This is a genomic window from Streptomyces sp. NPDC056527 (assembly GCF_042794475.1).
Classification (GTDB): Bacteria; Actinomycetota; Actinomycetes; order Streptomycetales; family Streptomycetaceae; genus Streptomyces.
This window is the reverse complement of sequence record NZ_JBHTTQ010000031.1, coordinates 46,820-72,963: the sequence shown is the minus strand read 5'-3', so window position 1 is coordinate 72,963 and position 26,144 is coordinate 46,820. Positions and strand designations below refer to the sequence as shown.

Below are 26,144 nucleotides of genomic sequence, written 5' to 3'. Positions count from 1 at the left end.
GGGGCGGGGCGCCGGGTGAGGGGTGAAGCGAGGGGCGCGGGGTAGGACCCGCACCGGCCACCGCGGCGCGACGGCGGTGGCCGGTGCGGGAAGGGGTGGTGCTTCCCCCTGCGTGCCGTGGCGGCACGCACGCCTGGGGCACCCGCGCGCGGACCGTCCCCGACATCCCCCGTGACGGCTCCGTGCGCCCGACCAGTCTCCGCGCGTCCGTTCGGCGCTGTCTTTGGCCTGGAGCGCACAGCTCATTGACGCTGCGCGCACTCCCGGTACTCGCTGGGCGTGCAGCCGTAGGCCGTCCGGAACGCCCGGCTGAAGGCCGCGTGGTGGCGGAAGCCCCAGCGGGCCGCGATGTCGTGGACGGGCGTCGCCCGCCGCGCCGGGTCGGCGAGGTCGTGGCGGGCGCGGTCCAGGCGGCGGTCGCGGATCCAGCCGGAGACGGTGACGCCGTGTTCCTGGCACAGCAGGTGCAGATAGCGCACCGAGATGTGGTGGGCGGCGGCGATGGTGTGCGGGGTGAGTCCCGGGTCGGCGAGCCTGAGCCGGACGAACTCCTGGATCCGCAGGAACAGCGCGTGCCGGCGGCTCTCGGGCTCCTGCGCGCTCTCGGCGTCGACGTACGGGCCGGCCGCCCCGGCGAGGAGGTCGAGCATCACCCGTGTCAGGCGGGGCGCGTCGCTCTCGTCGAAGGACGCTCCCCCGAGGGCTCCGCCCTGAGGGGACCCCCAGTCGGCGACGAGCCGGACGAGGAACTGGGCGAGCATCGCGCCGAAACCGGAGTCCGAGCCCATCCGAAGGGCCACGAGCCGTTCGGCCTCGCGGGCGGGGAGCGGAAGGAGCGCCTTGGGGAACTGGGCGACGATGTGCCCGAGCTGTCCCTCCTCGCTCCGCGTACCGCCGTGGAAGGGCAGCGAGGAGTCGTAGACCATCAGGTCTCCGGCGCCGAGTGTCGTGTGCCGGCCGCTCTGGGAGATCCACATCTCGCCGCTGAGGGTGAGCGAGAGCTGGTAGTAGCCGGGGTCGGAGCGGCTGATCAGCCGGGGTGTGCGGCTGCTGTTCAGGGGCCGGTAGCGCATCGCGGTGACCTGGACGGCGCCGAGGTCGAGGATGTGCGCCTCGGCGTGGAAGTCGTCGGCGTGCTCGCTGCCGATGACGGTCGGAATGAGCGCTCTGGCCGTCAGGTCGTGCCACCCGCCGAAGCGTTCCGCCGGGTCCAGAGAATCGGTCGTGAAGTGGTGGACGTCCATGACTCCCCCGAGTCGCGTCACACGTCGGTCAGTTGCGGCCCAGGATGCCCCGGTCGTACGCCACCGCGACCGCGGCAGCCCGGTCCTTGACGCCCAACTTGCCATAGATGTGCGTCAGATGGGTCTTCACCGTCGCCTCGCTGATGAAGAGCTCGGCGGCGATCGCACGGTTGGCGGTGCCCCTGGCGACGAGTTCGAGGACCTCGCGTTCGCGCGCGGAGAGGCTCTCGTCCACCGGCGCCGCGGGGGTGCGGACCCGGGTGACGAGCCGGGAGGCGACGGCCGGGGACAGCACGGTGCGGCCTTCGGCGGCCGCCCGGACCGCGGCGAACAGCTCCTCGCGGGGCGCGTCCTTGAGGAGGTAGCCGGTGGCTCCGGCCTCGATCGCGGGCAGCGTGTCCGTGTCGGTGTCGTACGTGGTGAGGACGAGGACCCGGGAGCGGGCCCCGCGCCGGGTGAGCTCGGCGATCGCGTCGACGCCGTTGCCGCCGGGCATCCGCAGGTCCATGAGGACGACGTCCGGGTCGAGGCGCAGGGCGAGTTCGACGGCCTCGACACCGCCGGACGCCTCGCCGAGGACCTCGAAGCCGGGCGTGCCCGGGGTGCCGGCGGTGAACATGCCGCGCAGGCCGTCCCGTACGACGGGATGGTCGTCGACGATCAGCAGGGTGACGCGCTTGTGCTCAGCCATGGTGGACCAACGGTACGCGGGCGGAGATCGCCGTGCCCTCGCCGGGCCCGGTCTCCAGGGCGACGGCGCCGGTGAGCCGTTCGGCGCGGGCTCTCATGCCGTCGAGGCCGAAGCCGCCACCGCCGGTGCGGGCGGGGACCGCGCCGGGGTCGAAGCCGCGGCCGTCGTCCCGTACGTCGAGAGTGACCTCGTCGCCCATGTAGGAGAGGGTGACGCCGGCCCTGGACGCGCCGGAGTGGCGCTCGGCGTTGGCGAGGGCCTCCTGGGCGATGCGCAGCAGGGTGGCGGCGACCTCGTCGTGCAGGGGTTCCTCGGTGCCGGTGACGGTGAACCGGGCCGTGATGCCGGTACGTTCGGCCCAGTCGGCGACGGTCTTCCTCAGCGCCTCGGGGAGCGTGTCGTGCTCCAGGGCGACCGGGCTCAGGTTCTGCACGGAGCGGCGGGCCTCGCCGAGGCTGTGGCGGGCGAGGTCGGCGGCTCGCTGGACGTGGGTCCGGGCGAGTTCCTGGTCAGGGGTGGCGGTGACGACCTGGAGCTGGGCGATGATCCCGGCCAGGCCCTGGGCGAGGGTGTCGTGGATCTCGGCGGCGAGCCGCCGCCGCTCGTCGGCGACGCCGGCCTCGCGGGCCTGGAGCAGGAGTTGGGCCTGGAGGGCGGCGTTCTCGTCGAGCGCCTGTTCCAGACGGGCGTTGGTGCGGGCGAGTTCGGTGATGGTGGCGGCCCGCTCGGCTGCCTTCTCGGCCTCCTTCGTGCCGAGGTGGGAGAAGACCACGGCGAGGCAGGCGTTGAGGGTGAAGAGGCCGCCGAAGACGAACCAGCCGACGAGCGACGCGGGCGGCAGACCTCCGGACTGGGCACCCGCCATGGTGACGGCGGTGCACAGGAGTCCGGCGCGCGCGAACCGAAGGGGCAGGAGCTGTACGGCGTCGAAGAAGCCGATGCAGGCGTAGACGGAGAAGAACGGGTTGAACCAGGCGAGCGCGAAGGCGAGCGCGGTGCGCAGGACGAAGTAGCAGAGGGACGCGGTGCCGGGAGCGCCGGGGACGAGCCCCGCCTGCTCACCCGTGGCCGATACGGAGGGCCCGGTCGCCGCGGCGTCGACGGCCCGCACGGTGGGGTCGGCGCCCCCGCCGTCGGCCGACGCGGTCGGATCGGGCTCCGCGGCTCCGACTCGGCGTTGGCGGGCGTCCCAGCCGAGTTGGAGGGCGAGCGCCGCGACGACCAGAACCGCGGTCGTGGCCATCTCCGTACGGTCCATGATCTGGTCCGCGGCCGCGGCGGCGAGGATCGTGGCGAGGGCCAGCAGGCCGTGCGGCCCCCAGCGGAAGAACTGTCGCCAGCGTTCCTCGACCGTCATCGCCATCATCGGCTCTCCCCCATGCCGTCCCTATTCCCAGCGGAACCAGCGCGCGGCCGTGGCGGTCAGCACGACCGTCCACAGTGCCATGGTCCCGAGCGCCGCCCATCCGGGCCAACCGCCGGTCGTCGCCGCGTCGAGCGCCTGCGAGGCGGCACCGTACGGCGTGAACTCGACGATGCGCTGCAGCGTATCCGGCATGGCCTGGACCGGGACCCAGACGCCCGCCGTGAACATCGTCGGGAAGAAGACGGCCGACCCGACCGCGGTGGCGATCTTCTGCGTACGGGAGACGGCACAGACGGCGGCGCCGAGGGCGAGGCCGCCGGCGATCGCGAGCAGCAGGGCGAGGACGTATCCGGGGAGGTTCTGCGGCAGCCGGACGCCGAAGGCCAGCCGGCCGACGGCGATGACGAGCGCGGAGGAGAGGAGGCCCGCGGCACCGTGCAGGGTGATCTGGGCGGTGAGGAGGGAGACCGGGCGGACCGGGGTGGTCGACATCCTTCGCAGGATGCCGCGTTCGCGGTAGCCGGCGAGGACGGGCGGCATCGCCTGGAGCCCGGCCATGATCATGGCGAAGAGGACGGAGACGGGTACGTAGAGGTCGATGACGCGGCGGCCGCCGAGGTCCTCGGACGCCTCGCGGAAGGACGGGATCAGTCCGAGGATCACCAGGAGGACGGTCGGCGAGACCATCACCCAGAACAGCGTGCCGGGTTCGCGGGTGAAGAGTCGGACCTCGGTCTTCAGGACCGTGGTGGTGGCGGTGCTCATCGGTCGTCGGCTCCTGTCAGGTCGAGGAAGGCATCGTCGAGGGTGGCGTCGACGACCCTCAGCTGGTGGGCGGTGACGGCGCGCCGGGCGAGGAGCCGGATGAGGGCGTCGACGGTCTCGTCGGTGCCGCTGACGACGGTCCGGCCGTCCTTCGTCTCCACGGCGGCCACCCGCGGCAGGGCACGGAGTTCCGCCGGGTCGAGGGGGGTCTCGGCGGCGAAGGAGATCACCTTGGAGGCGGTGGCGCGGCCGATCAGCCCGTCGGGGGTGTCGAGCGCGGCGATCCGGCCCTTGTCGATGACGGCGATCCGGTCGCAGAGGCGCTGGGCCTCCTCCATGAAGTGGGTGACGAGCAGAACGGTCACCCCGCCGGCCCGGACGTCCTCGACGAGGGACCAGGTCTCGCGCCGGGCGCGCGGGTCGAGCCCGGTGGTGAGCTCGTCGAGGACGACGGCGCGCGGGTTGCCGACGAGGGCTAGCGCGATGAAGAGCCGCTGCTTCTGCCCGCCGGACAGCTTCCCGAACCGGGCTTCGAGATGGGCGTCGAGCCCGAGCCTCTCGGCGAGGTTCCGCCAGTCGGCGGGCCGCTCGTAGAAGGAGGCGTACAGCTCCAGGGCCTCCCGTACGGTCAGTTTGGCCTGGAGCTCGCTCTCCTGGAGCTGCACCCCGAGGATCCGGGTGACGTCGGCGTGCCGGGCGACGGGGTCGAGCCCGCCGACGCGCACGGTCCCGGCGTCCGGGACGCGGAGTCCCTCGACGCACTCGACGGTCGTGGTCTTGCCGGCCCCGTTGGGTCCCAGGATCCCGAAGATCTCCCCCTCGGCGACCTCGAACGAGACGCCGTCGACGACGCTCCGGCCGCCGTAGGCCTTGCGCAGGCCCTGAACTTCGATCATTGGCATGACTCAAGCGTGGCCGCGGAGGCGGTCCGGGGACATCGGCCATCGCGCTCGAAGCACGATCAACCGATCGGTTGATGGCCGGTACGACTCCGGGAGCGGGGAGCCCTCGCGACCCGCGGACGGTCGTGGGCCGGTGCGGGGGAAAACCAGGTGAGGGTTGTCAGTGGTGAACCCTAGGCTCGGACCTGATGCCCGGAGAACATGTAGTCGCCAAGGAATCCCCCGACCGCTCGGCCGTGCGCACGCTGTTGCGCCTGTGGCCCTATGTACGACCGGTGCGGGGGCGGTTGGTCACCGCCGCCGTCGTCGCGATCGTCGCCTCGTGTCTGTCGCTCGTCATTCCGCTCGTCCTGAAGTGGATGGTCGACGGGCCCGTCGCCGCGGGTGATCCGGGCGGCGTGTGGCTGGGCGCGCTGTATCTGCTGCTGCTCGGGATCGCGGAGGCGGTGCTCTTCGGCTTTCGGCGGTGGCTGGTCGCGCGGCCGCTGGCCGGGGTCGAGGCGCGGATGCGGGCCGATCTCTTCTCGCGTCTGCAACGGCTGCCGATCGCCTTCCACGACCGGTGGGCCTCGGGTCAGCTGCTGTCCCGCGGCACGACCGATCTGATGCTGGTCCGGATGTTCCTCGCCTTCCCCCTGACCTTCCTGCTGGTCAACGGCGTGACGATCCTCGCCGGTTACGTCCTGCTGCTCGGCCAGGACTGGACGCTGGGCCTGGTGCTGCTCACCCCCGTCGTCCCGCTGGTGATCCTCTGCTCGCTGTTCGAGACGAAGTACTCCGTCGTCGCCCGGAGCGCCCAGGACCAGGTCGGCGATCTGACCACCGTGGTCGAGGAGAGCGTCCTCGGCATCCGGATCGTCAAGGGCTTCGGCCGCCACCGCAGCCAGGCCCTCGCCTTCCGTGAGCTGGCCGAGCGGCTGCGGGGCACCGAGCTGGTCAAGGCTCGGCTGCTCGCCGGGATCTGGGCGCTCATCACGATCATCCCGGAGCTCGCGATCGGCGCGGCGCTCGTGCTCGGCACCGTCCAGGTCGCCGACGGCGAGCTGTCGGCCGGCACGCTCGTCGCCTTCCTGTCCACGGCGCTCGCACTGCGCTGGCCGGTGGAGTCGATCGGCTTCCTGCTGGCGATGAGCCAGGAGGCGTCGACGGCGACGGAGCGGTACTTCGAGGTGATGGACGAGGCTCAGGAGACGCCGGGGCCGCAGTCGACTCCCGTACGGGCCGCGGGCGCCTCGCCCTCGGACGGTGTGCGGTTCGAGAACGTCACCTTCCGCTACCCGGACGCGTCGGCGGACACCCCTCCGGTGCTCGACGGCATCGACCTGCACATCCGGCCCGGCGAGACCCTCGCGCTGGTGGGCGGGACCGGTTCGGGCAAGACCACCCTGACGGCTCTCGTCCCCCGGCTGCACGAGGCGACCGGCGGACGGATCCTGCTCGACGGCGAGGACATCACCCGCATGGAGCGCGAACGGCTGCGCGCGCTGGTGTCGGTGGCCTTCGAGGAGCCGACGCTCTTCTCGGCGAGCGTGGGCGAGAACGTACTGATGGGCACGGGGGCGGGGGCCGGCGAACCGGAGCTGCGGCGTGCGCTGGGAGTGGCCCAGGCCGAGGGGTTCGTGACCGCGCTCCCCGAGGGCGCGGCGACCCAGGTGGGCGAGCAGGGCCTGAGCCTCTCGGGCGGCCAGCGCCAGCGCCTCGCCCTGGCCCGCGCGGTCGTCGGCCGTCCGCGCTTCCTGGTCCTCGACGACCCGCTGTCCGCGCTGGACGTCCACACCGAGGCCCTGGTGGAGGCGGCGCTGCGGGAGGTCCTGCGCGAGACGACCGCGCTGGTCGTGGCGCACCGCCCGTCGACCGTCATGCTCGCGGACCGGGTCGCGCTCCTGTCCGAGGGCCGGATCGCGGCGGTGGGCACCCACCACGAACTGCTGCGGAGCAACGCCGAGTACGCCTGGCTGATGTCGGGCGAGGGGAACGAGGAACGATGACGGATCCCACGACGACATCAGCGACGGACACGGAAGGAACGGCTCCGGGCAAGGCACCCGGGACGCCGACGGCCGCGCCCTCCGGGACGGACGCCGGCCTGACGAAGGCCGGGGCGTCCGGGGACCGACCCGGGGCGTCCGCCGCCGGTGCGCCCCACGGCGATCCCTTCGACCAGGACGATCTGCCCACCGCCCCCGGGGCCACCGGCGCGCTGCTGCGTTCGCTGCTCTCCGCCCACCGCGCGCGCGTGGCCGTCGCCGCGCTCGTGCTCCTGGTCCAGCAGGCCGCCGTGCAGGCCGGTCCGCTGCTCGTCGCGTACGCCATCGACCGCGGCGTGCCCGCCATCCGGGACGGGGACTACGGGCCCGTCGTGGCCGTCGCCGTCGGGTACCTCCTCTGCGCGGCGGCCGCCGGACTCCTCCAGTACGCCTTCGTCCGCGGCGCCGCCCGCGTCAACCAGGACGTGCTGCTCGACCTGCGCGGGCGGATCTTCCGCCACGCCCAGGCGCTCAGCGTGGACTTCCACGAGCGGTACACCTCCGGCCGGCTCATCTCCCGCTCCACCACGGACGTGGAGTCCCTGCGGGAACTGCTCGCCGAGGGGCTCCAGGAGCTGATCGGCGTCGTCCTCGCGTTCGTGTACATCTCGGCGATGCTCCTCTGGCTGGACCTGGGCATCGGCGCGGTGGCCGTCGCCTCCTTCGTACCGCTGTATCTGCTCGTACGGATCTACCAGGGGCGCGCGGCCCTCGTCTTCGCCGAGCGGTCCACCGCCATCGCGGGCGTGATCGTGAAGTTCGCGGAGACGATGAACGGCATCCGGCCGGTACGGGCGTTCCGCAGGGAGCGGGCCAACGACGCCGAGTTCGCCGCGCTCAACCACCGCCATGAGCGCAGCAACGGCGACTCGCTCCTGGAGATGGCCCGCTATGTCGTCGGCTCGCGCCTCGTGGCGAACACGGCCGTGGCCGGCATGTGCCTGTGGGGCGCCTACCGGGTGGCCGGGGGCACCCTGGCGCTCGGCGTGCTGGCGGCGGCGGTGCTGTACATGCGGCGGTTGTACGACCCGATCGACCGGCTCGGCATGTTCCTCAACTCGTACCAGTCGGCGGCCGCGTCGCTCGCCAAGATCGCGGGCCTGCTGGCTCAGGAGCCCGGCGTCCCCGAGGCCGTCTCGCCCAAGGAGCTCCCGGCACGCGGGAGCGGGACGCCCGGGCGCGAAGTCGTCTTCGAGGGGGTGCGGTTCGCGTACCGGACCGGCGGCGAGGTGCTGCCCCGCTTCGACCTCGCGATCCCCGCGGGCCAGACGGTCGCCGTCGTCGGCTCCACGGGCGCGGGCAAGTCGACGCTCGCCAAGCTGCTGGCCCGTTTCTACGATCCGACGGAGGGGCGGGTGCTGCTCGACGGGGTCGACGTCCGGGAGCTCTCGACGCCCGAACTGCGGCGCGGTGTGGTGATGGTGACGCAGGAGGCGTTCCTGTTCTCGGGGACGGTCGCCGAGAACATCGCGATCGGGCGGCCGGACGCGACCCGGGCGGAGATCGAGCAGGCGGCGAAGGCGATCGGCGCGCACGAGTTCATCGCGGGGCTTCCGGACGGGTACGACACGGACGTACGGAAGCGGGGCGGGCGGATCTCGGCGGGCCAGCGGCAGTTGGTCGCTTTCGCCCGCGCGCTCCTCGCGGACCCGGCGGTCCTCATCCTGGACGAGGCGACGAGCTCGCTGGACGTTCCGGGGGAACGGGCGGTGCAGCAGGCGATGGACACGGTGCTCGCCGGTCGGACGGCGGTGGTGATCGCCCACCGGCTGTCGACGGTGGAGATCGCGGACCGCGTCCTGGTGATGGAGCACGGCCGCATCGTCGAGGACGGTCACCCGTCGGAGCTGGTGGGTGGCGAGGGCCGCTTCGCGACCCTCCACCGCGCCTGGCGGGACAGCCTGGTGGGTTGAGGGCCGGGCCTCCGGCCGACCGTGGTGCCCACCCCGCCCCGTCGTGGTCCATCGGCCCTCCCCGGACTCCGTCCGGGGACCCGGGCGGGACGGGTGGGCACGACGGGACGGCGCCCCGTCAGGCCCTGCGCCCCCGCAGCAGCGCCACACACAGCACCGCGGCCAGGAGCATCACCCCCGCCGCCCCGTACGCCGCCCCGTTCAGCGCCGACGTGAACGCCCCGCGCGCCGCGTCCAGCACCTCCCCGGGAAAGGCCATCGCCCCACCCAGCGTCTCCCGCGCCACCGCCGGCGCCGAAGCCGGCATCTCGGCCGTGTAGACCGCGGCTCCGATCGAGCCGAGGATCGCCATCCCGAGCGCCCCACCCAGCTCCGTGCCCGATTCCAGGACCGCCGCCGCCGCGCCCGCCCGCTCCGGCGGGGCCGCGCCGAGCGCGCTCTCGTTGGCGAGGGTCATCGCCGAGACGAGGCCGGAGGCGTACACCGTGGCACCGACGAGGACGACCCACAGCGGAGTGTCGGCGTCGACGAGCGTCAGAGCTGCGAAGCCGACCGCCGAGAGCAGGAACCCGCCGGTCATCACGTACGCCCGGTCCACCCGCCCCGCGAGCATCGCGGCCAGGGGCGCGGCGATCATGACGCCCACCGACGGCGCCAGGCTCCACAGCGCCGCCTCCAACGGGCTCTGGCCGAGGACGGACTGGAGGTACTGGGTGAGGAAGACGGCGAAGCCGACGGTCGCGACCATGGCGAGCAGGTTCACCAGCACCGATCCCCCGTACGCCCGCTTGCGCAGCAGCGCGAGGTCCACCATCGGCTCGGCGAGCCGGCTCTGCCGGCGCAGGAACACCAGGGCGACCAGCAGGCCCGCCGTGACCGCGAGCGCCGGCAGCGGACGCCAGCCGTCCTTGGCGAGCTCCTTGATTCCGTGGATGAGCGGCAGCAGCGCGGCCAGCGACAGCAGCGCGCTGGTCCAGTCGAACCGCCCGCGCGCCGCCGCGCCCGTGGACTCGGAAAGGAGTACGGGTCCGAGGATCAGGAGGAGGAGCATCGCGGGCAGGTTGACGAGGAAGACCGAGCCCCACCAGAAGTGTTCGACGAGCGCGCCGCTGACGACCGGGCCGAGGGAGATGCCGCTCGCCATCACGGTCGTCCAGATCGTGACCGCCTTGGCCCGCTGGGCCTCGTCGCGGAAGAGGGTGCGGATCAGGGCGAGCGTGGACGGCATCAGACAGGCCCCGGCGACCCCGAGCAGCGCACGGGCGGCGATCAGCATGCCCGGACTGTGGGCGTAGGCGGCGGCGACCGACGCGAGACCGAACAGCGCGGCGCCGCCGAGGAGCAGCTTGCGGCGGCCGATGCGGTCCCCGAGCGCCCCCATGGTGATGAGGAGTCCGGCGAGGACGAAGCCGTACATGTCGAGGATCCACAGCTGCGCGGTGGCCCCGGGGTGGAGGTCGGCGCTGATGGAGGGGATGGCGAAGTAGAGGATCGAGACGTCCATGGAGACGAGGAGGAGCGGCAGCATCAGCACGGCGAGCGCCGTCCATTCGCGGCGGCCGGCGAGGACGTTTTCCGTCGGTGTCGTGAGCGTCATGAGGGGAGCGAAGCAGCTGTCTGCGTACGGTGCCGTGCTCGCCCTAGTGCACCCCGCGCACATCCGGCGAAGCGGCAGTTCAGAGGCGCGTACATGCACCGAGGCGCACTAGTACACTGCCGCGATGACCAGTCCGCCGCCCTACCTCGCCATCGCCGCCGCGATACGTCGGCGGATCCTCTCCGGCGAGCTCTCCCCCGGCGATCTGGTCCCGTCCACACGGGCCATCACCCGCGAGTGGGGCGTCGCGATGGCGACGGCGTCCAAGGCTCTGGCGGCGCTGCGCCAGGAAGGTCTCGTCCACCCCGAGCCGGGTGTCGGCACGGTGGTGGCGGCGCCGGCCGCGGCCCGGCCGCCGACGGGCCTCACCCGTGAGCGGATCGTCCGCACGGCCCTCGAACTCGCCGACTCCGAGGGCCTGGCCGCGCTCACGATGCGCCGGCTCGCGACATCGCTGAACACCTCCACGATGGCTCTGTACCGCCATGTCCCGGGCAAGGTCGAGCTGGTGCGGCTGATGACGGACGCGGTGTGCGGGGAGGTGCCGCTCGGGCCGGCGCCGACGGACTGGCGCACCGGCCTGGAGCAAGGTGCGCGTTGGCTGCGCGGGGTGTACGCCCGTCACCGTTGGCTGGCGCAGGCGATGGCCGCGTTCACCCGGCCGGTCGCCGCGCCGAACGCGATGGCGTACATGGAGTGGATCCTCGGGGTGCTGCGGAACACGCCGCTGACCCCCTTCGAGAAGATCCACACCCATCTGCTGCTCTTCGCCTATGTCCAAGGAGTGGCCATGGCGGACGACTTGGAGGAGCAGGCGCGTCAGGACAGCGGGATGTCCGACGGAGAGTGGATGGACCAGAACGAGCCACGGTTCGACGCGATCTCGTCCGGAGGCTCGTATCCCCTGCTCGACGCCGTCACCGCGGGCACCGACTTCGAGTTGGACCTGGAGACGCTCTTCGAATTCGGGCTCCGGAGAACGCTGGACGGCATCGCGGCCATGATCGACGAAACGTCCGGTTAACGAACACGACCTTTCGGGCAGCGGACGATTTCCGGCCAACTTGTTGACGCGCTCCTGACAGGGAGCCTCCACGGCTGCCACTCTCTCCCCCGGCTCTTCGCACCAGAGTTCGCGCTTCACGAGTACGTGCTCCACAGCTCTGTTTGCTCTGCCCGGACCGACCCACCCAGTGGTCCGGTACCCCCCTCGCAAAAGGAGTCTGCGTGAGATCCACGCCCAGCCGTCGCGCCACCGCGACCGGCGCTCTGATCGCTGCCGCGGCCATGATCGCCGTCGGCGTCCAGTCGGGTTCCGCCACCGCGGCGGACGACCAGTGGACCATCGCCCCGAAGGCCCAGGCCGCGGGCCAGGCCAACCCCGGCAAGCTGCCGGCCGACCTGTCCCCCGCCCAGCGCTCCGCGCTGATACGCGCGGCCGACGCCGACAAGGCGGCGACCGCCAAGTCCCTCGGCCTCGGCGCCCAGGAGAAGCTCGTCGTCCGCGACGTCGTCCAGGACCGCGACGGCACGACCCACACGCGCTACGAGCGCACCTACGCCGGACTCCCCGTCCTCGGTGGCGACCTGGTCGTCCAGGAGACCAAGGCCGGCGTGACCCAGGGCGTCACCAAGGCTTCCCGTGCCGAGCTGAAGAACGTCGACACGACCGCCGACGTCGCCCCGGCCGCCGCCGAGAAGCAGGCGCTCGGCGCCGCCGCGGCGGAGGGCTCGAAGAAGACCGCCGCCGAGCGCGCGCCGCGCAAGGTCGTCTGGATGGCGCAGGGTTCGCCCGTCCTCGCGTACGAGACCGTCGTCGGCGGCCTCCAGCACGACGGCACCCCGAACGAGCTGCACGTCGTCACCGACGCCACCACCGGCGCCAAGCTGTACGAGTGGCAGGCCGTCCACACCGGTACCGGCAACACGCAGTACAGCGGCCAGGTGACGCTGGGCACCGCGCCCTCGTACACGCTGACCGACACCGGCCGCGGCAACCACAAGACGTACAACCTCAACCGGGGTACGTCCGGCACCGGAACGCTCTTCTCCGGCTCCGACGACATCTGGGGCGACGGCACCCCGCAGAACGCGGAGACCGCGGGCGCGGACGCGCACTTCGGCGCCGGTGTCACCTGGGACTACTACAAGAACGTGCACGGCCGTTCCGGCATCCGCGGTGACGGCGTCGGCGCGTACTCCCGGGTCCACTACGGCAACGCGTACGTCAACGCCTTCTGGCAGGACTCCTGCTTCTGCATGACGTACGGCGACGGCTCCGGCAACACCAAGCCGCTCACCTCGATCGACGTGGCCGCGCACGAGATGACGCACGGCGTCACCTCCAACACCGCCGGTCTGGTCTACAGCGGTGAGTCCGGCGGTCTGAACGAGGCCACCTCCGACATCTTCGCGGCGGCCGTCGAGTTCTACGCCAACAACACCTCGGACAAGGGCGACTACCTCGTCGGCGAGAAGATCGACATCCGCGGCAACGGCACCCCGCTGCGCTACATGGACAAGCCGAGCAAGGACGGCTCGTCCAAGGACGCCTGGTACTCGGGCATCGGCGGCATCGACGTCCACTACTCCTCGGGCCCGGCGAACCACTGGTTCTACCTGCTCTCCGAGGGCAGCGGCGCGAAGACCATCAACGGCGTGAGCTACGACTCGCCGACCTCCGACGGTCTGCCCGTCACCGGCATCGGCCGTGACAAGGCAGCGCTGATCTGGTTCAAGGCGCTCACCACCAAGTTCAGCTCGAACACCAACTACGCCGGTGCCCGCACCGGTACGGTCGCGGTGGCCACCGAGCTGTACGGCGCCGGCAGCCCCGAGGTCCTGGCCGTCGAGCACGCCTGGGCCGGCATCAACGTGGGCTCGCGCCCCGGCGGGGGCAACCCCAACCCGGGCAAGGTCTTCGAGAACACGGCCGACGTGTCGATCCCCGACAACGGCGCCGCGGTGACCTCCACGGTCAACGTCACCGGCATCACGGGCAACGCGCCCTCCACCCTGAAGGTGGACGTGGACATCGTCCACACCTACCGCGGTGACCTCGTCGTCGACCTCGTCGCCCCCGACGGCTCGGTCTACAACGTGCACAACCGGTCCGGCGGCAGCGCCGACAACCTCGTCCAGACCTACACCGTGAACGCCTCCTCGGAGGTCGCCAACGGCGCCTGGAAGCTCCGCGTCCAGGACAAGGCGGCGATCGACACCGGCTACATCAACAGCTTCAAGCTCACCTTCCCGTAACACCGGGTGAGTGACGGACGCCCGGAGGGCTCGTTCCCTCCGGGCGTCCGCGCGTTCGTGCCTAGGCTGGTGGACATGATCAGGGTGCTGCTCGCGGACGACGAGGCGATGATCCGGGCCGGGGTGAAGGCGATCCTCGCCGCCGACCCGGGGATCGAGGTGGTCGCGGAGGCGGCCGACGGGCGCGAGGCCGTCGAACTCGCCCGACGCCACCTGCCCGACGTGGTCCTCCTCGACATCCGGATGCCGAGGCTCGACGGTCTCGGGGCCGCGGAGGAGCTGCGCCGCGCGGTGCCGGAGGCGGCGGTCGTGATGCTGACGACGTTCTCCGAGGACGAGTACATCGCCCAGGCCCTCGGCTCGGGCGCGGCCGGCTTCCTGCTGAAGTCCGGCGACCCGAGGGAACTGCTCGCGGGGGTACGGGCGGTGGCCGCCGGGGCCGCGTTCCTCTCCCCGCAGGTCACGCGGCGCGTCATCGCGCACCTCCCGACCGGCCGGCTCTCCCGCGCGGCGGAGGCCCGGGAGCGCCTGGAGCCGCTGACGGCACGGGAGCGGGAGGTGGTGGCCCTGGTGGGCGCCGGTCTGTCGAACGGGGAGATCGCGTCCCGGCTGTACGTGGTGGAGGGCACCGTGAAGGCCCACGTGAGCGCGGTCCTCGCCCGCCTCGCCCTGAAGAACCGCGTACAACTGGCGATCCTGGCGTACGAGGCGGGCCTGGTGGAGGGCTGACACCCCTGGAGCCCGTCCCTCTTCCCGGACCCGCGGGCGCTACTTTCGTCAGGGGTCCCTGTCCCGTCCGTCCGGCAAGCTGGGTGGATGCGTCGTGAACGACTTCGGGATCCGCTGCTCGACCTCGGCCTCTGGGGTCTGCTCTGCACGCCCGTGCTGCTGCGGCTCGACCCCAACGACGGCGGCTCATGGGGGCAGGTCGTCACGGGGGTCGTCGTGCTCGGCGTGGCCGTGGCGTGCTGCCGGGCGCTGCCGCTGGTCTCGCTCGCCCTCGCCGTCGCGCTGAGCCTCGCCACCTCCCCGGAGCTGTTCACCGCGCCGTACGTGCTCGCGCTCGTCGTCCTCGGCTATCTCGCCGGACGCCGGCAGCAGCACACCCGCGCCGCGCTGGCCCTGTTCGCCGCGGTCGCGGTGCTCGGCTTCGCGCTCGTCCCGCTCTCGGACGGAAACGTCTCCCAGGGGTTCACCGTCGTCCTGGTCCTCGCCCTGGCCATCGTCGCGCCCTGGCTGACGGGCCGGTACGTGCGCCAGTACGCCCGGCTCGTCCGGACCGGCTGGGAGCTCGCCGCGCGCATGGAACGCGAGCAGGCGGCCGTCGCCGACCGGGAGCGCCTGCGCGAACGCTCCCGGATCGCGGGCGACATGCACGACTCGCTCGGTCACGACCTCGCGCTGATCGCACTGCGCGCCGCCGCGCTGGAGGTCGATCCGGGGCTCGGCGCCCGACAGCAGGCCGCGGCCGGGGAGTTGCGCGTGGCCGCCGCCGACGCGACGGCCCGGCTGCGGGACATCATCGGTGTCCTGCGGACGGGCGACGAGGAGGAGCCGGGCGGCGCTCCGACGACCCCGGTCGGGGAGACGGTCGAGGAGGTCGTGGAGCGGGCGGCCGCGTCCGGGCTCCGGGTGGAGCTGACGGCGACCGGTCCGGGCGGCGGGACACCGCCGATGGTCGACCGGGCGGTCCACCGGCTGGTGGTGGAGTCCCTCACGAACGCGTCCAAGCACGCGCCGGGAGCCCCGATCCGGGTCGCGCTGGAGCGGGCGGACGGCGCGTTGACGGTGTCCGTGTCCAACGGCCCCGTCACCCGGGCGGCCGGCGACCCGCGGAGCCGTCGGAGCCCAGCCGCCGTATCGGGCCGTGCGGGGGCAGGAAGGTCCGGCGCACCGACCGATCCCCGTGCGGGCACGTCCGGCGTCGTCCCCGGCCGTGCCCCCACGGAGCAGGCCGCGCGGGCCGGTGGTCCGTCCGGGCGGGTCGGTGACCGTCCCGCCGGGGCCGTCTCCGGCGGCACCGGGCTCGTCGGGCTCGACGAGCGGGTGCGGCTGGCCGGGGGGCGGCTGAGCCACGGTCAGGACGGGGTCGGCGGGTTCGCCGTCCGGGCGGTGCTGCCGCTGGAGCCCGGTGTCGCGGCGGCAGGACCCCCTGCGAGCACCGGAGCGGCCGCCGCGCCCACCTCCGTACGGGAACGGGACCTGGCCCGGCGGGAGGTGCGGCGCGGGCTCGCGCAGGCGATCTGGATCCCGCTCACGCTGGTCGCCACGCTCGGTCTCGTGATGCTCCTCTTCGGGCTGTGGACGCAGTCCCGGTCCTTCCTGGACCGGGACGACTACGTCTCGCTGCGCGTCGGCGATCCGCTCTCCGCCGACGCCGAACGCCTCCCACCGCACCCGCTGGACGGGCCGCCCGCCGACGCACCGGCGGAGCCGCCCGGCATGGACCGGTGTCTGTACTACCGGGCGACGATGACGGCCGCGGTGCCCGTCTACCGCCTGTGCCTCGTCGACGGGCGGCTCGCCGACAAGGCGCTGGTGGGCTGAGCCGGCGTCAGTTCGGGTTCCCCGCGTGCGTCAGGGTCTCCCAGGAGACGAAGTAGTTGTCCGTGCTCGAGGGCCGGTGCGACTCGGTGTACGTCCGCGTGTTGGTCATGGGGATCCCCATGCGTCCGTTGAGGGCGTTGAAACCGACCTCCGTCACCCGCCCCAGGCCGGGCTTCACCGCGCCGCCGCAGAGCCAGGACGGGATCGCCGTACCGTTCTCGTACTTGGTGTGGAACCCGAGCGCATGCCGCAGCCGTTCGGAGACCTGGGGGTAGAGGTCCGCGCCCTGGATGCGGCTGGTCTCGGCGGTGTGGACGGCGGCGGCGAGGCCCCAGCCGGTGTGGCCGAAGTCCCGGCAGGTCTCCTGGGAGAGTCCGTCGGCGAAGGTGGACTGGCCCTGCCAGTACTTCACGATCTCGTCGCGGGTGTCGATGCCGCTGTTCGGCGGCGGCTTGGGCGTGGCACCGTCGGTGGAGAGATAGATGTACGCGGGAACCCTGCCGAGATAGGTCTTCACGGCCTTGTCGTAGGCCGCCCGGTCCTCCAGGTGGACGGCGATCCCGAGGGCGGCCTCGGTCATGATGAGTTCCCAGTTGCCGTTCTTGGTGGCGGCGCCGTTGATGATCTCGGGGAGATAGACGGTGCGGAGCATGGTCGCGAAGCGGCCGGAGTTCGCCCACCCGCCGGTGTAGGTGTGCTTGATGATCTCGGCGGCCCGCGGCCAGGAGGACCCGGCCCAGCCGGTCTGGAGCGGGGCGTTGGAGTTGGTGTGGTCCTTGATCACGGCCGACCAGGCGTCCATGATCTCGATCGCCTTGCGGGCGTGGCGGTCGTCCCGGGTGATGTACCAGGCGAGCGCCTGGGTGTAGGCGGCGACCGCGTCCTGCCGCTCGTCCGTGCAGCCGTTGTTGGGGTTGGAGGAGGAGCCGCATTCGACGATCGCGCGCGGCTTGGGCGCGCGCGTCAGGGAGGCGTAGGAGCTCGCCGCCATCTGGTCGTAGGCGGCCTTCCAGGGCTGCGCGCCGGCCTGAACCTTCGAGCGTACGAAGTCGAGTTGGGGCCGGGACACGACGACACCGGGGTGGGTGAAGGTCGCGGGGGCGGCCGCCTGAGCGGGGGCGGCCGCCTGAGCCGGGGCGGCCGGGGCCGCCGGGGCCTGTTCGGGCCCGGCGGCGGCCGTCGGCGCGAGTGTGACGGCGACGGCCGCCGCCAGGGCGGTGGCGAGTGCGGGGACCAGGGCTTTGAGGCGCATGTGGGGGAGTGCCTTCCGTTCCTGTATGTGAATGTCGAGCGGGTGAATGAACTCCGCGTCGAGCGTGGAACTTAGAGGTGGCCCCATGGACACGTCAAGACCTTGGTCTGTACCAGCGTGCGTGGCGGCTCAGCGCAGGAGAACGCCCGCCCCCTCCCCCGTCGTCTCCGTCGGCAGGGCCACCAGACCCAGCTCCGCCGGCGAGGCGAGCAACGGATGGGAGGGCAGCACCCGGACCGTGCAGCCGAAGGGGCCGGTACGGTCCAGGACGAGCGAACCCTCGTACGGCACCCGGCCCTCCAGGTCCGGGCCGCCCGCGGGCTTCAGCGCGCACACCCGGGTGTCGACGAGCGCGTCGTCGGGGGTGACCCGCCCGGCGACCGCCTGGACCTCCACGTCGTCCGGGCGCAGTTCGCCGAGCGCCACCCGGACCCGTACCGCCGTCGTCGCGCCGAGCTCCGCGTCGGCCAGGTCCTCGCCGACCTCGCCGATCTCGATGTGGTCGAGGGCGACCTTGGGCCAGGCGCCGCGCACCCTCCCCTTCCAGTCGGCCAGCTCCCGGGCGGTGCGCGCCGGGAGGGCCCGGTGGGCCAGGGCCGCGGGGGCGTACAGCTTCTCCACGTACTCGCGCACCATCCGGTCGGCGAGCACCTTGGGCCCGAGGTCGCCCAGCGTCCTGCGGACCATCTCGGTCCACCGGGCCGGCACCCCGTCCGCGCCCCGGTCGTAGAAGCGCGGGGCGACACGGCGCTCGATCAGCTCGTAGAGCGCGGCCGCCTCCAGATCGTCACGGCGCTCCTCGTCCTGCGCCGCCGCCCCGTCGGCCGTGGGGATCGCCCAGCCGAAGTCGGGCTCGAACCACTCGTCCCACCAGCCGTCCAGGACCGACAGGTTGAGACAGCCGTTCAGGGCGGCCTTCATCCCGCTGGTCCCGCAGGCCTCCAGGGGGCGCAGCGGATTGTTGAGCCAGACGTCACAGCCCGGGTACAGCTTCCGGGCCATGGCCATGCCGTAGTCGGGCAGGAAAACGATCCGGTGCCGGACCCGTGGATCGTCGGCGAACCGCACCAGCTCCTGCACGAGCCGCTTGCCGCCGTGGTCGGCCGGGTGCGCCTTGCCCGCGACGACGAGCTGCACCGGCCGCTCCGGGTGCAGGAGCAGGGCCCGCAGCCGGTCGGGGTCGCGCAGCATCAGCGTGAGCCGCTTGTACGAGGGGACCCGGCGCGCGAAGCCGATCGTGAGCACGTCGGGGTCGAGGACGGAGTCCGTCCAGCCGAGCTCGGTGGCCGCGGCGCCGCGCTGCCGCCAGGAGGCCCGCAGCCGTTCCCGCACCTCGGTCACGAGCTGTTCGCGCAGGGTCCTGCGCAGCTCCCACAGCTCCCCGTCGTCGGCCCCCGGCGTCCAGCGGCCGACCTCGGGAGCGGTCCACGTCGGCGCGTGGACCCCGTTGGTGATCGAGCCGATCGGCACCTCCTGCGGGTCGAAGCCGGGCCACAGACCGGCGAACATCCCGCGGCTGACGGCACCGTGGAGGGTGGAGACGCCGTTGGCTCGCTGCGCGAGCCTCAGGCCCATGGCGGCCATGTTGAAGAGCCCGTGCTCGCCCCCGAGCGGGGTCTCGTCGCCGAGGGCGAGGATGCGGCCCACGTCGACACCGGGCAGCTCTCCGTCCTCGCCGAGGTGGCGGGCGACGAGACCGCGCTCGAAGCGGTCGATGCCGGCGGGGACGGGCGTGTGGGTGGTGAAGACCGTTCCCGCGCGGACGGTCTCCAGGGCCGCGTCGAAGTCGAGTCCCTCGCCCGCCAGTTCGCGGATGCGTTCGAGACCCAGGAAGCCGGCGTGGCCCTCGTTGGTGTGGAACACCTCGGGCGCGGGGGTGCCGGTGAGCCGGCAGTACGTACGGACGGCGCGGACGCCGCCGATGCCGAGAAGCATCTCCTGGAGCAGCCGGTGCTCGCTGCCGCCGCCGTACAGCCGGTCGGTGACCTCGCGTTCGGCGGGCGCGTTCTCCTCGACGTCGGAGTCGAGCATCAGCAGCGGCACCCGGCCGACCTGCGCGGTCCAGATGTGGGCCTGCAGACTGCGGCCGCCGGGCAGGGCGAGGGTGACCCGGGCGGGCGTGCCGTCGTTCTCGCGGAGCAGTGCGACGGGCAGCTCGCCGGGGTCGAGGACGGGGTAGTGCTCCTGTTGCCAGCCCTCACGGGAGAGGGACTGCCGGAAGTAGCCGTGCCGGTAGAGCAGACCGACGCCGACGAGGGGGACGCCGAGGTCGCTCGCGGCCTTGAGGTGGTCGCCGGCCAGGATGCCGAGGCCGCCGGAGTACTGCGGCAGGGCGGCGGTGACTCCGAACTCGGGTGAGAAGTACGCGACGGAGGCGGGCAGCCCGCCGTTCTGCTCCTGGTACCAGCGGGGAGCGTGCAGATAGTGGTCGAGATCCTCGGCGGCGGCATGCAGCCGGGCCAGGAAGTCCTGGTCGGCCGCGAGCACGGCGAGGCGGTCGGCGGAGACGGAGCCGAGCAGCCGAACCGGGTCGACGTCCTCGCCGCACCGGACCCCCGGCCGACCGGCGCGGTCGGCGTCGTCGAAGGAGTCGGTGACGGGGTCGAGGGAGTCGAAGAGTTCACGGGTCGGTTCGTGCCAGGACCAGCGCAGGTTCCGCGCCAGTTCGGTGAGGGGTCGAAGGGTGTCGGGGAGGACGGGACGCACGGTGAATCGACGGATTGCCTTCACGCGTTCCACCTTCGCAGGGGAGTACGGAGCGGAGCGGACGCACCACGCTGTGCAGCCGACTGAGCATCCCCCTGACGGTAGGCCACCTCGCCCTCCCGGACCACGGCGCGCGGGGGTCGCGCGCCGTGGCACGGGCGGTGGCGCGGGGTCGGGGGAGCGCGCGGCGCCAGGGCGGCGCGCGATGTCAGGGCAGCGCGCCGAGCGGCACGGTGTAGGGCGATCCCTGGTTGACGGCGGTCGGTTCGCAGGCACCGGTGGCCGCGTAGCGGGCGGCGATCGCGGCCAGCTCGGCGGCGGGGATCACCTCGTGGATGTCGGTGAACCCGTGCGGGGCCCGCTCGTGCGCCAGATCGATGACGACCTCGGGGCCGAGCCGCCGGTTGGCGAGCTGGAGTGCCGTGGTGGCGGGCCTGCGGTCGCGCTCGTACGCGGCGAGGGCCTCCGCCGGATCGCGGTGGAGGGCGAGGGCGTGGGCGAGGGCCCGGGCGTCGACGACGGACTGGGTGGCGCCGTTGGAGCCGACCGGGTACATCGCGTGGGCCGCGTCGCCGATCAGAGTGGTACGGCCGTGGCTCCACCGGTCGAGGGGCTCGCGGTCGACCATCGGGTACTCGTGGGCGGTGTCGGCGGCCCTCAGCACCTCGGGCACGCTGACGCCGTCGAACTCCCACCCCTCGTAATGGTGCAGGAACGTTTCTACAGGGACGGGACGGTTCCAGTCCCCCCGGCACTCCTCGTCCCTTGCGTCGGCGGGCCGGGCGAGCGCCCAGTTCACGACGACGTCGTTCCCCGACCGGAGCATCGGATAGACCACGGCCTTCTGCCGGTCGTCGCCCGCGATGATCATGAACGAGCCGACGGCACGGGCCGGCATGCGCGAGACACCGCGCCACACCAGCTGCCCGTTCCACGGCGGGCTGCCCTCACCCGGGTTCAGCGCCGCCCTGACGGCCGAGCGGATGCCGTCCGCGCCGACGAGCACATCCGGTTCCAGGGAGGCCCGGCCGCGCCGGGCGCCGTCGCGGTGCTCCAGCTGGACCCGGGGACGGCCGTCGGGCAGCGGCTCCACCCGGGTGACCCGGACCCCGGTGACCAGCGCGGCCGCGCCGAGCCGTTCCCGTACGGCCTCGGCGAGGACCTCCTGGAGGTGGGCACGGTGGATCGAGAGCTGCGGCCATCGGTAGCCGGCGCCGAGCCCGCGCGGCTCGCGGAAGATCAGTCCGCCGGAGCGGTGGTAGTAGCGCAGTTCGCGGGTACGCAGGGCACCGGCTTCGAGGCGCGGGAGCAGCCCGAGCGCGTCGAGCTCGCGGACGGCGGGCGGCAGGAGGTTGAGGCCGGCGCCGACCGAACGGCTCTCCCTGGAGGACTCGACGACGGTGACACGGTCGAATCCGGCGGCATGCAGGGCGAGGGCCGTGGTGAGCCCGGCAATGCCGCCTCCGGCGACGACGACGTGCAGAAGCCCGCTGCCGGGCAGATCGCGCCCGCCGTCCGGCAGGAAGGGCTCGTACGGGCTGCCGTGGATCATCGGGCCCTCCCTCAACACGACGAGCCGTCGGAACGGGGGCCGGACTCTCGATCGGAGCGGTGATCCGCGCGGCCGAGGGCCGCGCGGCCCGAGCGGGCTCCGGTCGCGTGGCGCGCCATCGTCTCGTTGTCCCGCGTCAGGTCGAGGATCGAGCGCAGCAGGGCGATCGGGGCGCCGCCGCTCCCCTCGTCGTAGAGCCGCAGGTCGTCCGCGTACGCCCTGCGGGCGACGCCCAGGTGGCGGGCGCGGAAGGTCTTGAGGATGCGGAGCACCCGGCCGAGGGCCTGCGCGGAGGCGGCGAGCTGCGGGGGCAGCCGCTCGACGTTCTCCCAGCTGACGGCCGCGGAGAGCTTGCTGACGGCGGAGACGCCGCCGGCGTGGAGGGCGTGGAAGTCCCGCCAGGACGGCAGGCTGTACTGGAGGGAGTCCGCGAGGAACGCGTCGTACGTCGGGTTCGAGCGGTCGCACTGCCAGAGCGTCAGATCGACCAGCCAGAGCGGCACCTGGGCGGCGGCGGGTCCGAGGTAGTCGCGTCCCGCGACGTCGATGTCCTCGAAGTAGGGGCGCAGGGTGAGCGCGAAGAACTCCGGGCTGACATGGGCGACCGTGTGGTCGACGGAGTCGACCATCGACTGGAGGTGCCGGGCCATGCGGTCGAGGGCGCCGGCGAACCCCGGGTCGTACGGTTCGAGCCGGGCGAGCCGGGAGCAGGCGTCGAGGGCGGCCACGAGTCCGGGGAAGACCATCCGGACGGCTTCCTGGAGATGGGCCTCCATGGGGTGGCCGGTGTACGTCCGCCGGCGGGGGCCGGACGGGTTCCAGGTCGTGTAGTGGTGCACGGTGTCGCGGGGCACCATGTCGGTGCGGCGGCCGAGGAGTTCGAGCACGGGGAGGACTTCGGGGACGGCGGCCACGGGCTGGATGCCGTGGCGTTTGAGCGAGCCGAGCAGGATGCCGAGGTCGCGCATGGCGGCGAGCGCGTCGATCACGCTCCACTCGGCGGCCAGGTCGGGATCGGGGACGAGGGTGCGCAGGGCGACCGTGAGCGCGGGCCCGTCGGCGTCGCCGTTCATCGCGGGTAACGCGGCGAGGACGGCGTCGGCGCCGAGCGGATCGGCGGCGCGTATGTCGGCTAAGCAGTAGCGAGGGTCGCCGCGTTCTTCGAGTCGGGGAGCGACAAGGTCGTACAGGGCCAACGGACTGCCCCTTCCGGTTCGGGGCGCGTTCGCCTCGGGGGCGCGCGTCGAACGGCCGCGCTCCCCTTCGGCTCACTCGCCGGGGTCTACGTGGTCACCGTGGTTCGGCCACTCGCCCGCGGCGTGGCGGCGCCGGGGTGGGCATGGGCAGGCGCAAGCGTACGGAGATCGACGTGGCGACGGCGGCGAACGCCCCTCCGAGGAGCAGAGCGGCCCGGAAGCCGTCGGTCTGGGCGGCCGCGGTGGCTGATTCGGTGCGGGTGGCGGCGACGGCCACGAGGACGGCGAGGCCGAGGACCGAGCCGAACCGCTGACTCGGGTTGATCGACCCGGAGGCGGGTCCGGTCTCTTCGGCGGCCGCCTCGGCCGAAGCGGACGGCCCGGGTGAATCGCCCGCCCGGGGCGCTGTCACCGGACGGTCCCCAGGTCGTACCCGTCCAGGCAGGCCTGTGCCAGGCCCTCGCAGTGGTCCGCGGCTCCCGCCCAGGTCTGCATGGTCAGATAGACGTGCGGGGCGCCGTGATAGAAGCGCTCGTACTGCTCGTGCCGGCCGGCGAACTCCGAACCGAGCGCGTCCCAGACGAGCTTGAGGAGCTTGATGCGGTCCTCGGCGGGATGTCCCGGCGTACGGAAGTACTGCTGCACGAGTCCCCCCAGCTCGGGGTGGAGCAGGTCGCGGCCGCTCGCCGGGGTCTGGACGAGCGCGCCGCCCGCGAGCAGCTTGATGTCCTGGACGGCCCGGGGGTAGAGCTCGCCGGCCATGATGCGCTGCGCGAAGGAGATGTCCCGCCCGGGCCGCACCCCGCCCCGTCCGCCGTCGACCGGCTCCCACGACGCCTCGGCGGCCAGCACGAAGGCCTTGGCCTGTGCGACCATCCCGAGCAGCCGCCCGATCGCCTGGGTGACGGCCGGCAGCGTGTCCGTGCCGTTCGACCGGGCGATCAGGACCGCGAGTCCGGTGAGGAACTCCAGCTTGGTCCAGAAGCGGGTGGCCGACTGGTGCACGAGGTTCAGATAGGCGGGGGTGTCCCACCAGATCGCCGAGGTGGCCGCGGGGTCGCGATAGGTCAGCACGCGCTCCCACGGCACGAAGACGTCGTCGCAGACGAGCAGCGCGTCGTTCTCGTCGTAGCGGGAGGAGAGCGGCTGGTCGAAGACGGACCGGGACTTCCCTTCGTACGAGACCCGCGAGATGAGCTTGAGCCCGGGTGTGTCCACCCGTAAGGAGAAGGTCAGAGCACGGTCGAAGTCCCCGGCGGCGAGCGGCTCGATGGTCCCGACCAGGATCTCGTCGGCGAAGACGGCGCCGGTGCCGATGGTCTTGGCGCCGCGCACGACGATCCCGTCGGCGCGGTCCTCGACGACCCGCACGCTCTCGCCGGCCGGGTTCGTGAGCGTGAACGCGCAGTGCAGCCCGCCCTCGGCGAGCCGCTGGTGGTACGCGAGCGCGTTCTCGGCCCCGCCGAAACACTCGGTGTCGAACACCTCGGGCACGGCGGCGAACCCTGCGGCGCCGGAGGCCATGTAGTCGGGTGTCCGCCCCAGGAACCCGTAGCTCGCCTCGGCCCACACCTTGTACGCCCCCCGCCGCGCGACCAGATCCTCGTACGCCCGGGGCACGGCGTAGGCGCGGTGCACCCCGCCCTGGACGAGGGCGGGGGCATGGGGCGAGTCATGGGCGAGGTCGAAGAGCCGGGCGAAGGAGGCGGCGGTGGCCCGGAAGGCGGGATGTGTGGTGACGTCCTTGACGCGCTCTCCGTCGAGCCAGACCTCCCGCCCGTCGCGCAGCCCCTCCAGATACTCCTGCCCGGACCTCGTCACGTCAGCACGCCTCTCCTCGCGAACCACGACAGCACCCGTAGGGCGGGCACCGCCCCGAGCCTTCATCGCGGGGACCGTGGGAGGCAATGAACGTCCGTCCAGCGCTCCTTAAGAACCGTCCAGCCAACTCCGGTTCACGCGGGGTTCGGAGAGCCCCGACGAGGATGCCCCCCGTGGTCGGGGGCGGATTCCGGCCCACCGGGAGCCGGGCCGCCCCGCCCTCACGCCGCCCGTTCCGCCCCCGCCCGGTGCTCGCCCGGTGTCACCCCGAACCACTTGCGGAAAGCCAGGTGGAAGCCGACCGCGCTCTGGTAGCCCACCCGTGCCGGGACCGCCGACTGGGGGATCGAGGTCTCCGTGAGGAGGCGGGCCGCTTCCTGCATGCGGCGGCTGGTGAGGTGGCGGGCCGGGGACTCGCCGACCAGGGCGCGGAAGGCGGCCGTGAAAGCGGAGCGGGACATGCCGACCTCCCGGGCGAGGGAGTCGATCGTCCACGGTTCGGCGAAGCGGGTGGCGATCACCACCAGGGCGCGGCTGATCCCGGGGTGGCGGAGCATCGGGAGCGATGTCGGATTGTCGGCCAGTTCGCGCAGGAGCGGGCGCAGGGCGAGGACCAACGCCATCTCGAACGCGCGCAGGGTGATCAGCCGGTCCCCCGGGCCCACGGGGCGGTCGGGTGAGGCCAGCAGGCGGAGGGTGTCGCGGAGCAGCGGTTCGCGGTCGACCTGGGCACCGTCGAGGACGAGCGCCCAGGGAAGCGAGGTGTAGAGGCCGGTCGCCGCGCTGAGGTCGTAGTGCAGTCCGGCGCACAGCAGCCGGCTCTCCGGGCCGGTGCCGTCGATGACGATCTCGCCGGACGTGCCGGGCCGTCGTTCGGGCAGCACGGCCTTGAGCGGTACCCCCTTGCGGTCCGGCCGGTCGGCGAGCCGGTGGGCGGTGCCGGTCGGGAAGACGATCAGGTCGCCGGCGCGCAGCTCCAGCGGGGTCCGGTCCTCCCCCGTGATCCAGCACCCGCCCTCGACGATGTAGTGCAGCACGGCGCAGCTCTGTTCGGCGTCCCCCTCGATGGCCCAGGGCGCGCGGACGTGCCAGCGGCTGTCGAAGACGCCGGTGAGGCGGAGCGGTTGGAGCAGCTCGCTCAGGAGGTCGTCGTGCTCGCCCCCGTGCCGGTCGTCACGGTCGGTTCCCACCATGTCCATGGACGATCCTTCAACTTCCGCCCCGGTTTGTTAATTGAACGGACGAAGCCGCCGCCGCCAGCCTGAGAGAGCCGTCACGGCAACAGCGACAGCCTATCGAAGGGCCTC

The 26,144-nt window shown here is 72.8% G+C and carries 19 protein-coding genes; 6 read left to right on the top strand and 13 right to left on the bottom strand.

Going from position 1 to position 26,144, the window contains the following annotated elements:
• Positions 1–242: 242 nt before the first annotated feature.
• From ACFQ7Q_RS17765 to ACFQ7Q_RS17745, 5 genes are read right to left on the bottom strand one after another with little or no spacing between them, the layout of a single operon-like run.
• A complete protein-coding gene (locus tag ACFQ7Q_RS17765) occupies positions 243–1,244 on the bottom strand; it encodes a helix-turn-helix domain-containing protein (RefSeq protein WP_383555740.1) in 1,002 nt (333 codons plus the stop codon).
• 28 nt (positions 1,245–1,272) lie between these two features.
• Positions 1,273–1,935 carry a response regulator gene (locus ACFQ7Q_RS17760; protein WP_383555737.1) on the bottom strand — a complete coding sequence of 221 codons (663 nt, stop codon included), beginning with the start codon at positions 1,933–1,935 and terminating at the stop codon, positions 1,273–1,275.
• Positions 1,928–3,298 carry a sensor histidine kinase gene (locus tag ACFQ7Q_RS17755; RefSeq protein WP_383555742.1) on the bottom strand — a complete coding sequence of 457 codons (1,371 nt, stop codon included), beginning with the start codon at positions 3,296–3,298 and terminating at the stop codon, positions 1,928–1,930. The genes ACFQ7Q_RS17760 and ACFQ7Q_RS17755 overlap by 8 nt, the downstream gene beginning before the upstream one ends.
• Before the next feature lie 24 nt (positions 3,299–3,322).
• Positions 3,323–4,066, bottom strand: coding sequence for an ABC transporter permease (locus ACFQ7Q_RS17750; RefSeq protein WP_383555735.1), 744 nt, complete (start codon positions 4,064–4,066; stop codon positions 3,323–3,325).
• Positions 4,063–4,968 carry an ABC transporter ATP-binding protein gene (locus ACFQ7Q_RS17745; RefSeq protein WP_383555730.1) on the bottom strand — a complete coding sequence of 302 codons (906 nt, stop codon included), beginning with the start codon at positions 4,966–4,968 and terminating at the stop codon, positions 4,063–4,065. The genes ACFQ7Q_RS17750 and ACFQ7Q_RS17745 overlap by 4 nt, the downstream gene beginning before the upstream one ends.
• A 188-nt stretch (positions 4,969–5,156) precedes the next feature.
• On the opposite strand from ACFQ7Q_RS17745, the gene ACFQ7Q_RS17740 reads away from it, so the two are divergent.
• Both ACFQ7Q_RS17740 and ACFQ7Q_RS17735 read left to right on the top strand, forming a co-directional pair.
• Positions 5,157–6,956 carry an ABC transporter ATP-binding protein gene (locus ACFQ7Q_RS17740; protein ID WP_383555727.1) on the top strand — a complete coding sequence of 600 codons (1,800 nt, stop codon included), beginning with the start codon at positions 5,157–5,159 and terminating at the stop codon, positions 6,954–6,956.
• Positions 6,953–8,908 (top strand): ABC transporter ATP-binding protein, encoded by a 1,956-nt coding sequence (locus ACFQ7Q_RS17735; protein ID WP_383555724.1) that lies wholly within the window; start codon positions 6,953–6,955, stop codon positions 8,906–8,908. The genes ACFQ7Q_RS17740 and ACFQ7Q_RS17735 overlap by 4 nt, the downstream gene beginning before the upstream one ends.
• Positions 8,909–9,026: 118 nt before the next feature.
• Here the strand turns inward: ACFQ7Q_RS17735 and ACFQ7Q_RS17730 are convergent, their stop codons facing one another.
• Positions 9,027–10,505, bottom strand: coding sequence for an MFS transporter (locus ACFQ7Q_RS17730; RefSeq protein ID WP_383555722.1), 1,479 nt, complete (start codon positions 10,503–10,505; stop codon positions 9,027–9,029).
• Positions 10,506–10,629: 124 nt separating this feature from the next.
• On the opposite strand from ACFQ7Q_RS17730, the gene ACFQ7Q_RS17725 reads away from it, so the two are divergent.
• From ACFQ7Q_RS17725 to ACFQ7Q_RS17710, 4 genes are all read left to right on the top strand, one after another.
• Complete coding sequence (locus ACFQ7Q_RS17725) at positions 10,630–11,529, top strand: TetR/AcrR family transcriptional regulator C-terminal domain-containing protein (RefSeq protein ID WP_383555719.1); 900 nt, start codon at positions 10,630–10,632, stop codon at positions 11,527–11,529.
• Between the two features lie 203 nt (positions 11,530–11,732).
• Entirely contained in the window at positions 11,733–13,763 is a 2,031-nt protein-coding gene (locus ACFQ7Q_RS17720; protein ID WP_383555716.1) for a M4 family metallopeptidase, read from the top strand.
• Between the two features lie 75 nt (positions 13,764–13,838).
• Complete coding sequence (locus tag ACFQ7Q_RS17715; protein WP_383555714.1) at positions 13,839–14,492, top strand: response regulator; 654 nt, start codon at positions 13,839–13,841, stop codon at positions 14,490–14,492.
• 87 nt (positions 14,493–14,579) lie between these two features.
• Positions 14,580–16,310 carry a sensor histidine kinase gene (locus tag ACFQ7Q_RS17710; protein WP_383555713.1) on the top strand — a complete coding sequence of 577 codons (1,731 nt, stop codon included), beginning with the start codon at positions 14,580–14,582 and terminating at the stop codon, positions 16,308–16,310.
• Positions 16,311–16,317: 7 nt separating this feature from the next.
• Here ACFQ7Q_RS17710 and ACFQ7Q_RS17705 read toward each other — a convergent pair whose 3' ends face one another.
• The 7 genes from ACFQ7Q_RS17705 to ACFQ7Q_RS17675 all read right to left on the bottom strand — a co-directional run bounded on the left by ACFQ7Q_RS17705 (position 16,318) and on the right by ACFQ7Q_RS17675 (position 26,036).
• Complete coding sequence (locus tag ACFQ7Q_RS17705) at positions 16,318–17,562, bottom strand: alginate lyase family protein (protein ID WP_383555711.1); 1,245 nt, start codon at positions 17,560–17,562, stop codon at positions 16,318–16,320.
• 129 nt (positions 17,563–17,691) lie between these two features.
• Positions 17,692–20,292 (bottom strand): alpha-glucan family phosphorylase, encoded by a 2,601-nt coding sequence (gene glgP, locus ACFQ7Q_RS17700; protein ID WP_383555709.1) that lies wholly within the window; start codon positions 20,290–20,292, stop codon positions 17,692–17,694.
• A 184-nt stretch (positions 20,293–20,476) separates the two neighbouring features.
• On the bottom strand, positions 20,477–21,820 hold the full coding sequence (locus tag ACFQ7Q_RS17695) for an FAD-dependent monooxygenase (protein WP_383555707.1): 1,344 nt from the start codon (positions 21,818–21,820) through the stop codon (positions 20,477–20,479).
• Positions 21,821–21,831: 11 nt separating this feature from the next.
• Positions 21,832–23,016, bottom strand: coding sequence for a monodechloroaminopyrrolnitrin synthase PrnB family protein (locus ACFQ7Q_RS17690; protein ID WP_383555705.1), 1,185 nt, complete (start codon positions 23,014–23,016; stop codon positions 21,832–21,834).
• 94 nt (positions 23,017–23,110) lie between these two features.
• Positions 23,111–23,428 (bottom strand): hypothetical protein, encoded by a 318-nt coding sequence (locus tag ACFQ7Q_RS17685; RefSeq protein ID WP_383555703.1) that lies wholly within the window; start codon positions 23,426–23,428, stop codon positions 23,111–23,113.
• On the bottom strand, positions 23,425–24,837 hold the full coding sequence (locus ACFQ7Q_RS17680; protein WP_383555701.1) for a 4-hydroxyphenylacetate 3-hydroxylase family protein: 1,413 nt from the start codon (positions 24,835–24,837) through the stop codon (positions 23,425–23,427). The genes ACFQ7Q_RS17685 and ACFQ7Q_RS17680 overlap by 4 nt, the downstream gene beginning before the upstream one ends.
• Before the next feature lie 221 nt (positions 24,838–25,058).
• On the bottom strand, positions 25,059–26,036 hold the full coding sequence (locus ACFQ7Q_RS17675; RefSeq protein ID WP_383555698.1) for an AraC family transcriptional regulator: 978 nt from the start codon (positions 26,034–26,036) through the stop codon (positions 25,059–25,061).
• Positions 26,037–26,144: the final 108 nt, after the last annotated feature.

Excerpts from the sequence above, each read along its gene's own strand:
- ACFQ7Q_RS17765 (WP_383555740.1), bottom strand. The coding sequence starts at position 1,244 with ATGGACGTCCACCACTTCACGACCGATTCTCTGGACCCGGCGGAACGC.
- ACFQ7Q_RS17760 (WP_383555737.1), bottom strand. The coding sequence starts at position 1,935 with ATGGCTGAGCACAAGCGCGTCACCCTGCTGATCGTCGACGACCATCCC.
- ACFQ7Q_RS17755 (WP_383555742.1), bottom strand. The coding sequence starts at position 3,298 with ATGGCGATGACGGTCGAGGAACGCTGGCGACAGTTCTTCCGCTGGGGG.
- ACFQ7Q_RS17750 (WP_383555735.1), bottom strand. The coding sequence starts at position 4,066 with ATGAGCACCGCCACCACCACGGTCCTGAAGACCGAGGTCCGACTCTTC.
- ACFQ7Q_RS17745 (WP_383555730.1), bottom strand. The coding sequence starts at position 4,968 with ATGCCAATGATCGAAGTTCAGGGCCTGCGCAAGGCCTACGGCGGCCGG.
- ACFQ7Q_RS17740 (WP_383555727.1), top strand. The coding sequence starts at position 5,157 with ATGCCCGGAGAACATGTAGTCGCCAAGGAATCCCCCGACCGCTCGGCC.
- ACFQ7Q_RS17735 (WP_383555724.1), top strand. The coding sequence starts at position 6,953 with ATGACGGATCCCACGACGACATCAGCGACGGACACGGAAGGAACGGCT.
- ACFQ7Q_RS17730 (WP_383555722.1), bottom strand. The coding sequence starts at position 10,505 with ATGACGCTCACGACACCGACGGAAAACGTCCTCGCCGGCCGCCGCGAA.
- ACFQ7Q_RS17725 (WP_383555719.1), top strand. The coding sequence starts at position 10,630 with ATGACCAGTCCGCCGCCCTACCTCGCCATCGCCGCCGCGATACGTCGG.
- ACFQ7Q_RS17715 (WP_383555714.1), top strand. The coding sequence starts at position 13,839 with ATGATCAGGGTGCTGCTCGCGGACGACGAGGCGATGATCCGGGCCGGG.
- ACFQ7Q_RS17710 (WP_383555713.1), top strand. The coding sequence starts at position 14,580 with ATGCGTCGTGAACGACTTCGGGATCCGCTGCTCGACCTCGGCCTCTGG.
- ACFQ7Q_RS17705 (WP_383555711.1), bottom strand. The coding sequence starts at position 17,562 with ATGCGCCTCAAAGCCCTGGTCCCCGCACTCGCCACCGCCCTGGCGGCG.
- ACFQ7Q_RS17695 (WP_383555707.1), bottom strand. The coding sequence starts at position 21,820 with ATGATCCACGGCAGCCCGTACGAGCCCTTCCTGCCGGACGGCGGGCGC.
- ACFQ7Q_RS17675 (WP_383555698.1), bottom strand. The coding sequence starts at position 26,036 with ATGGACATGGTGGGAACCGACCGTGACGACCGGCACGGGGGCGAGCAC.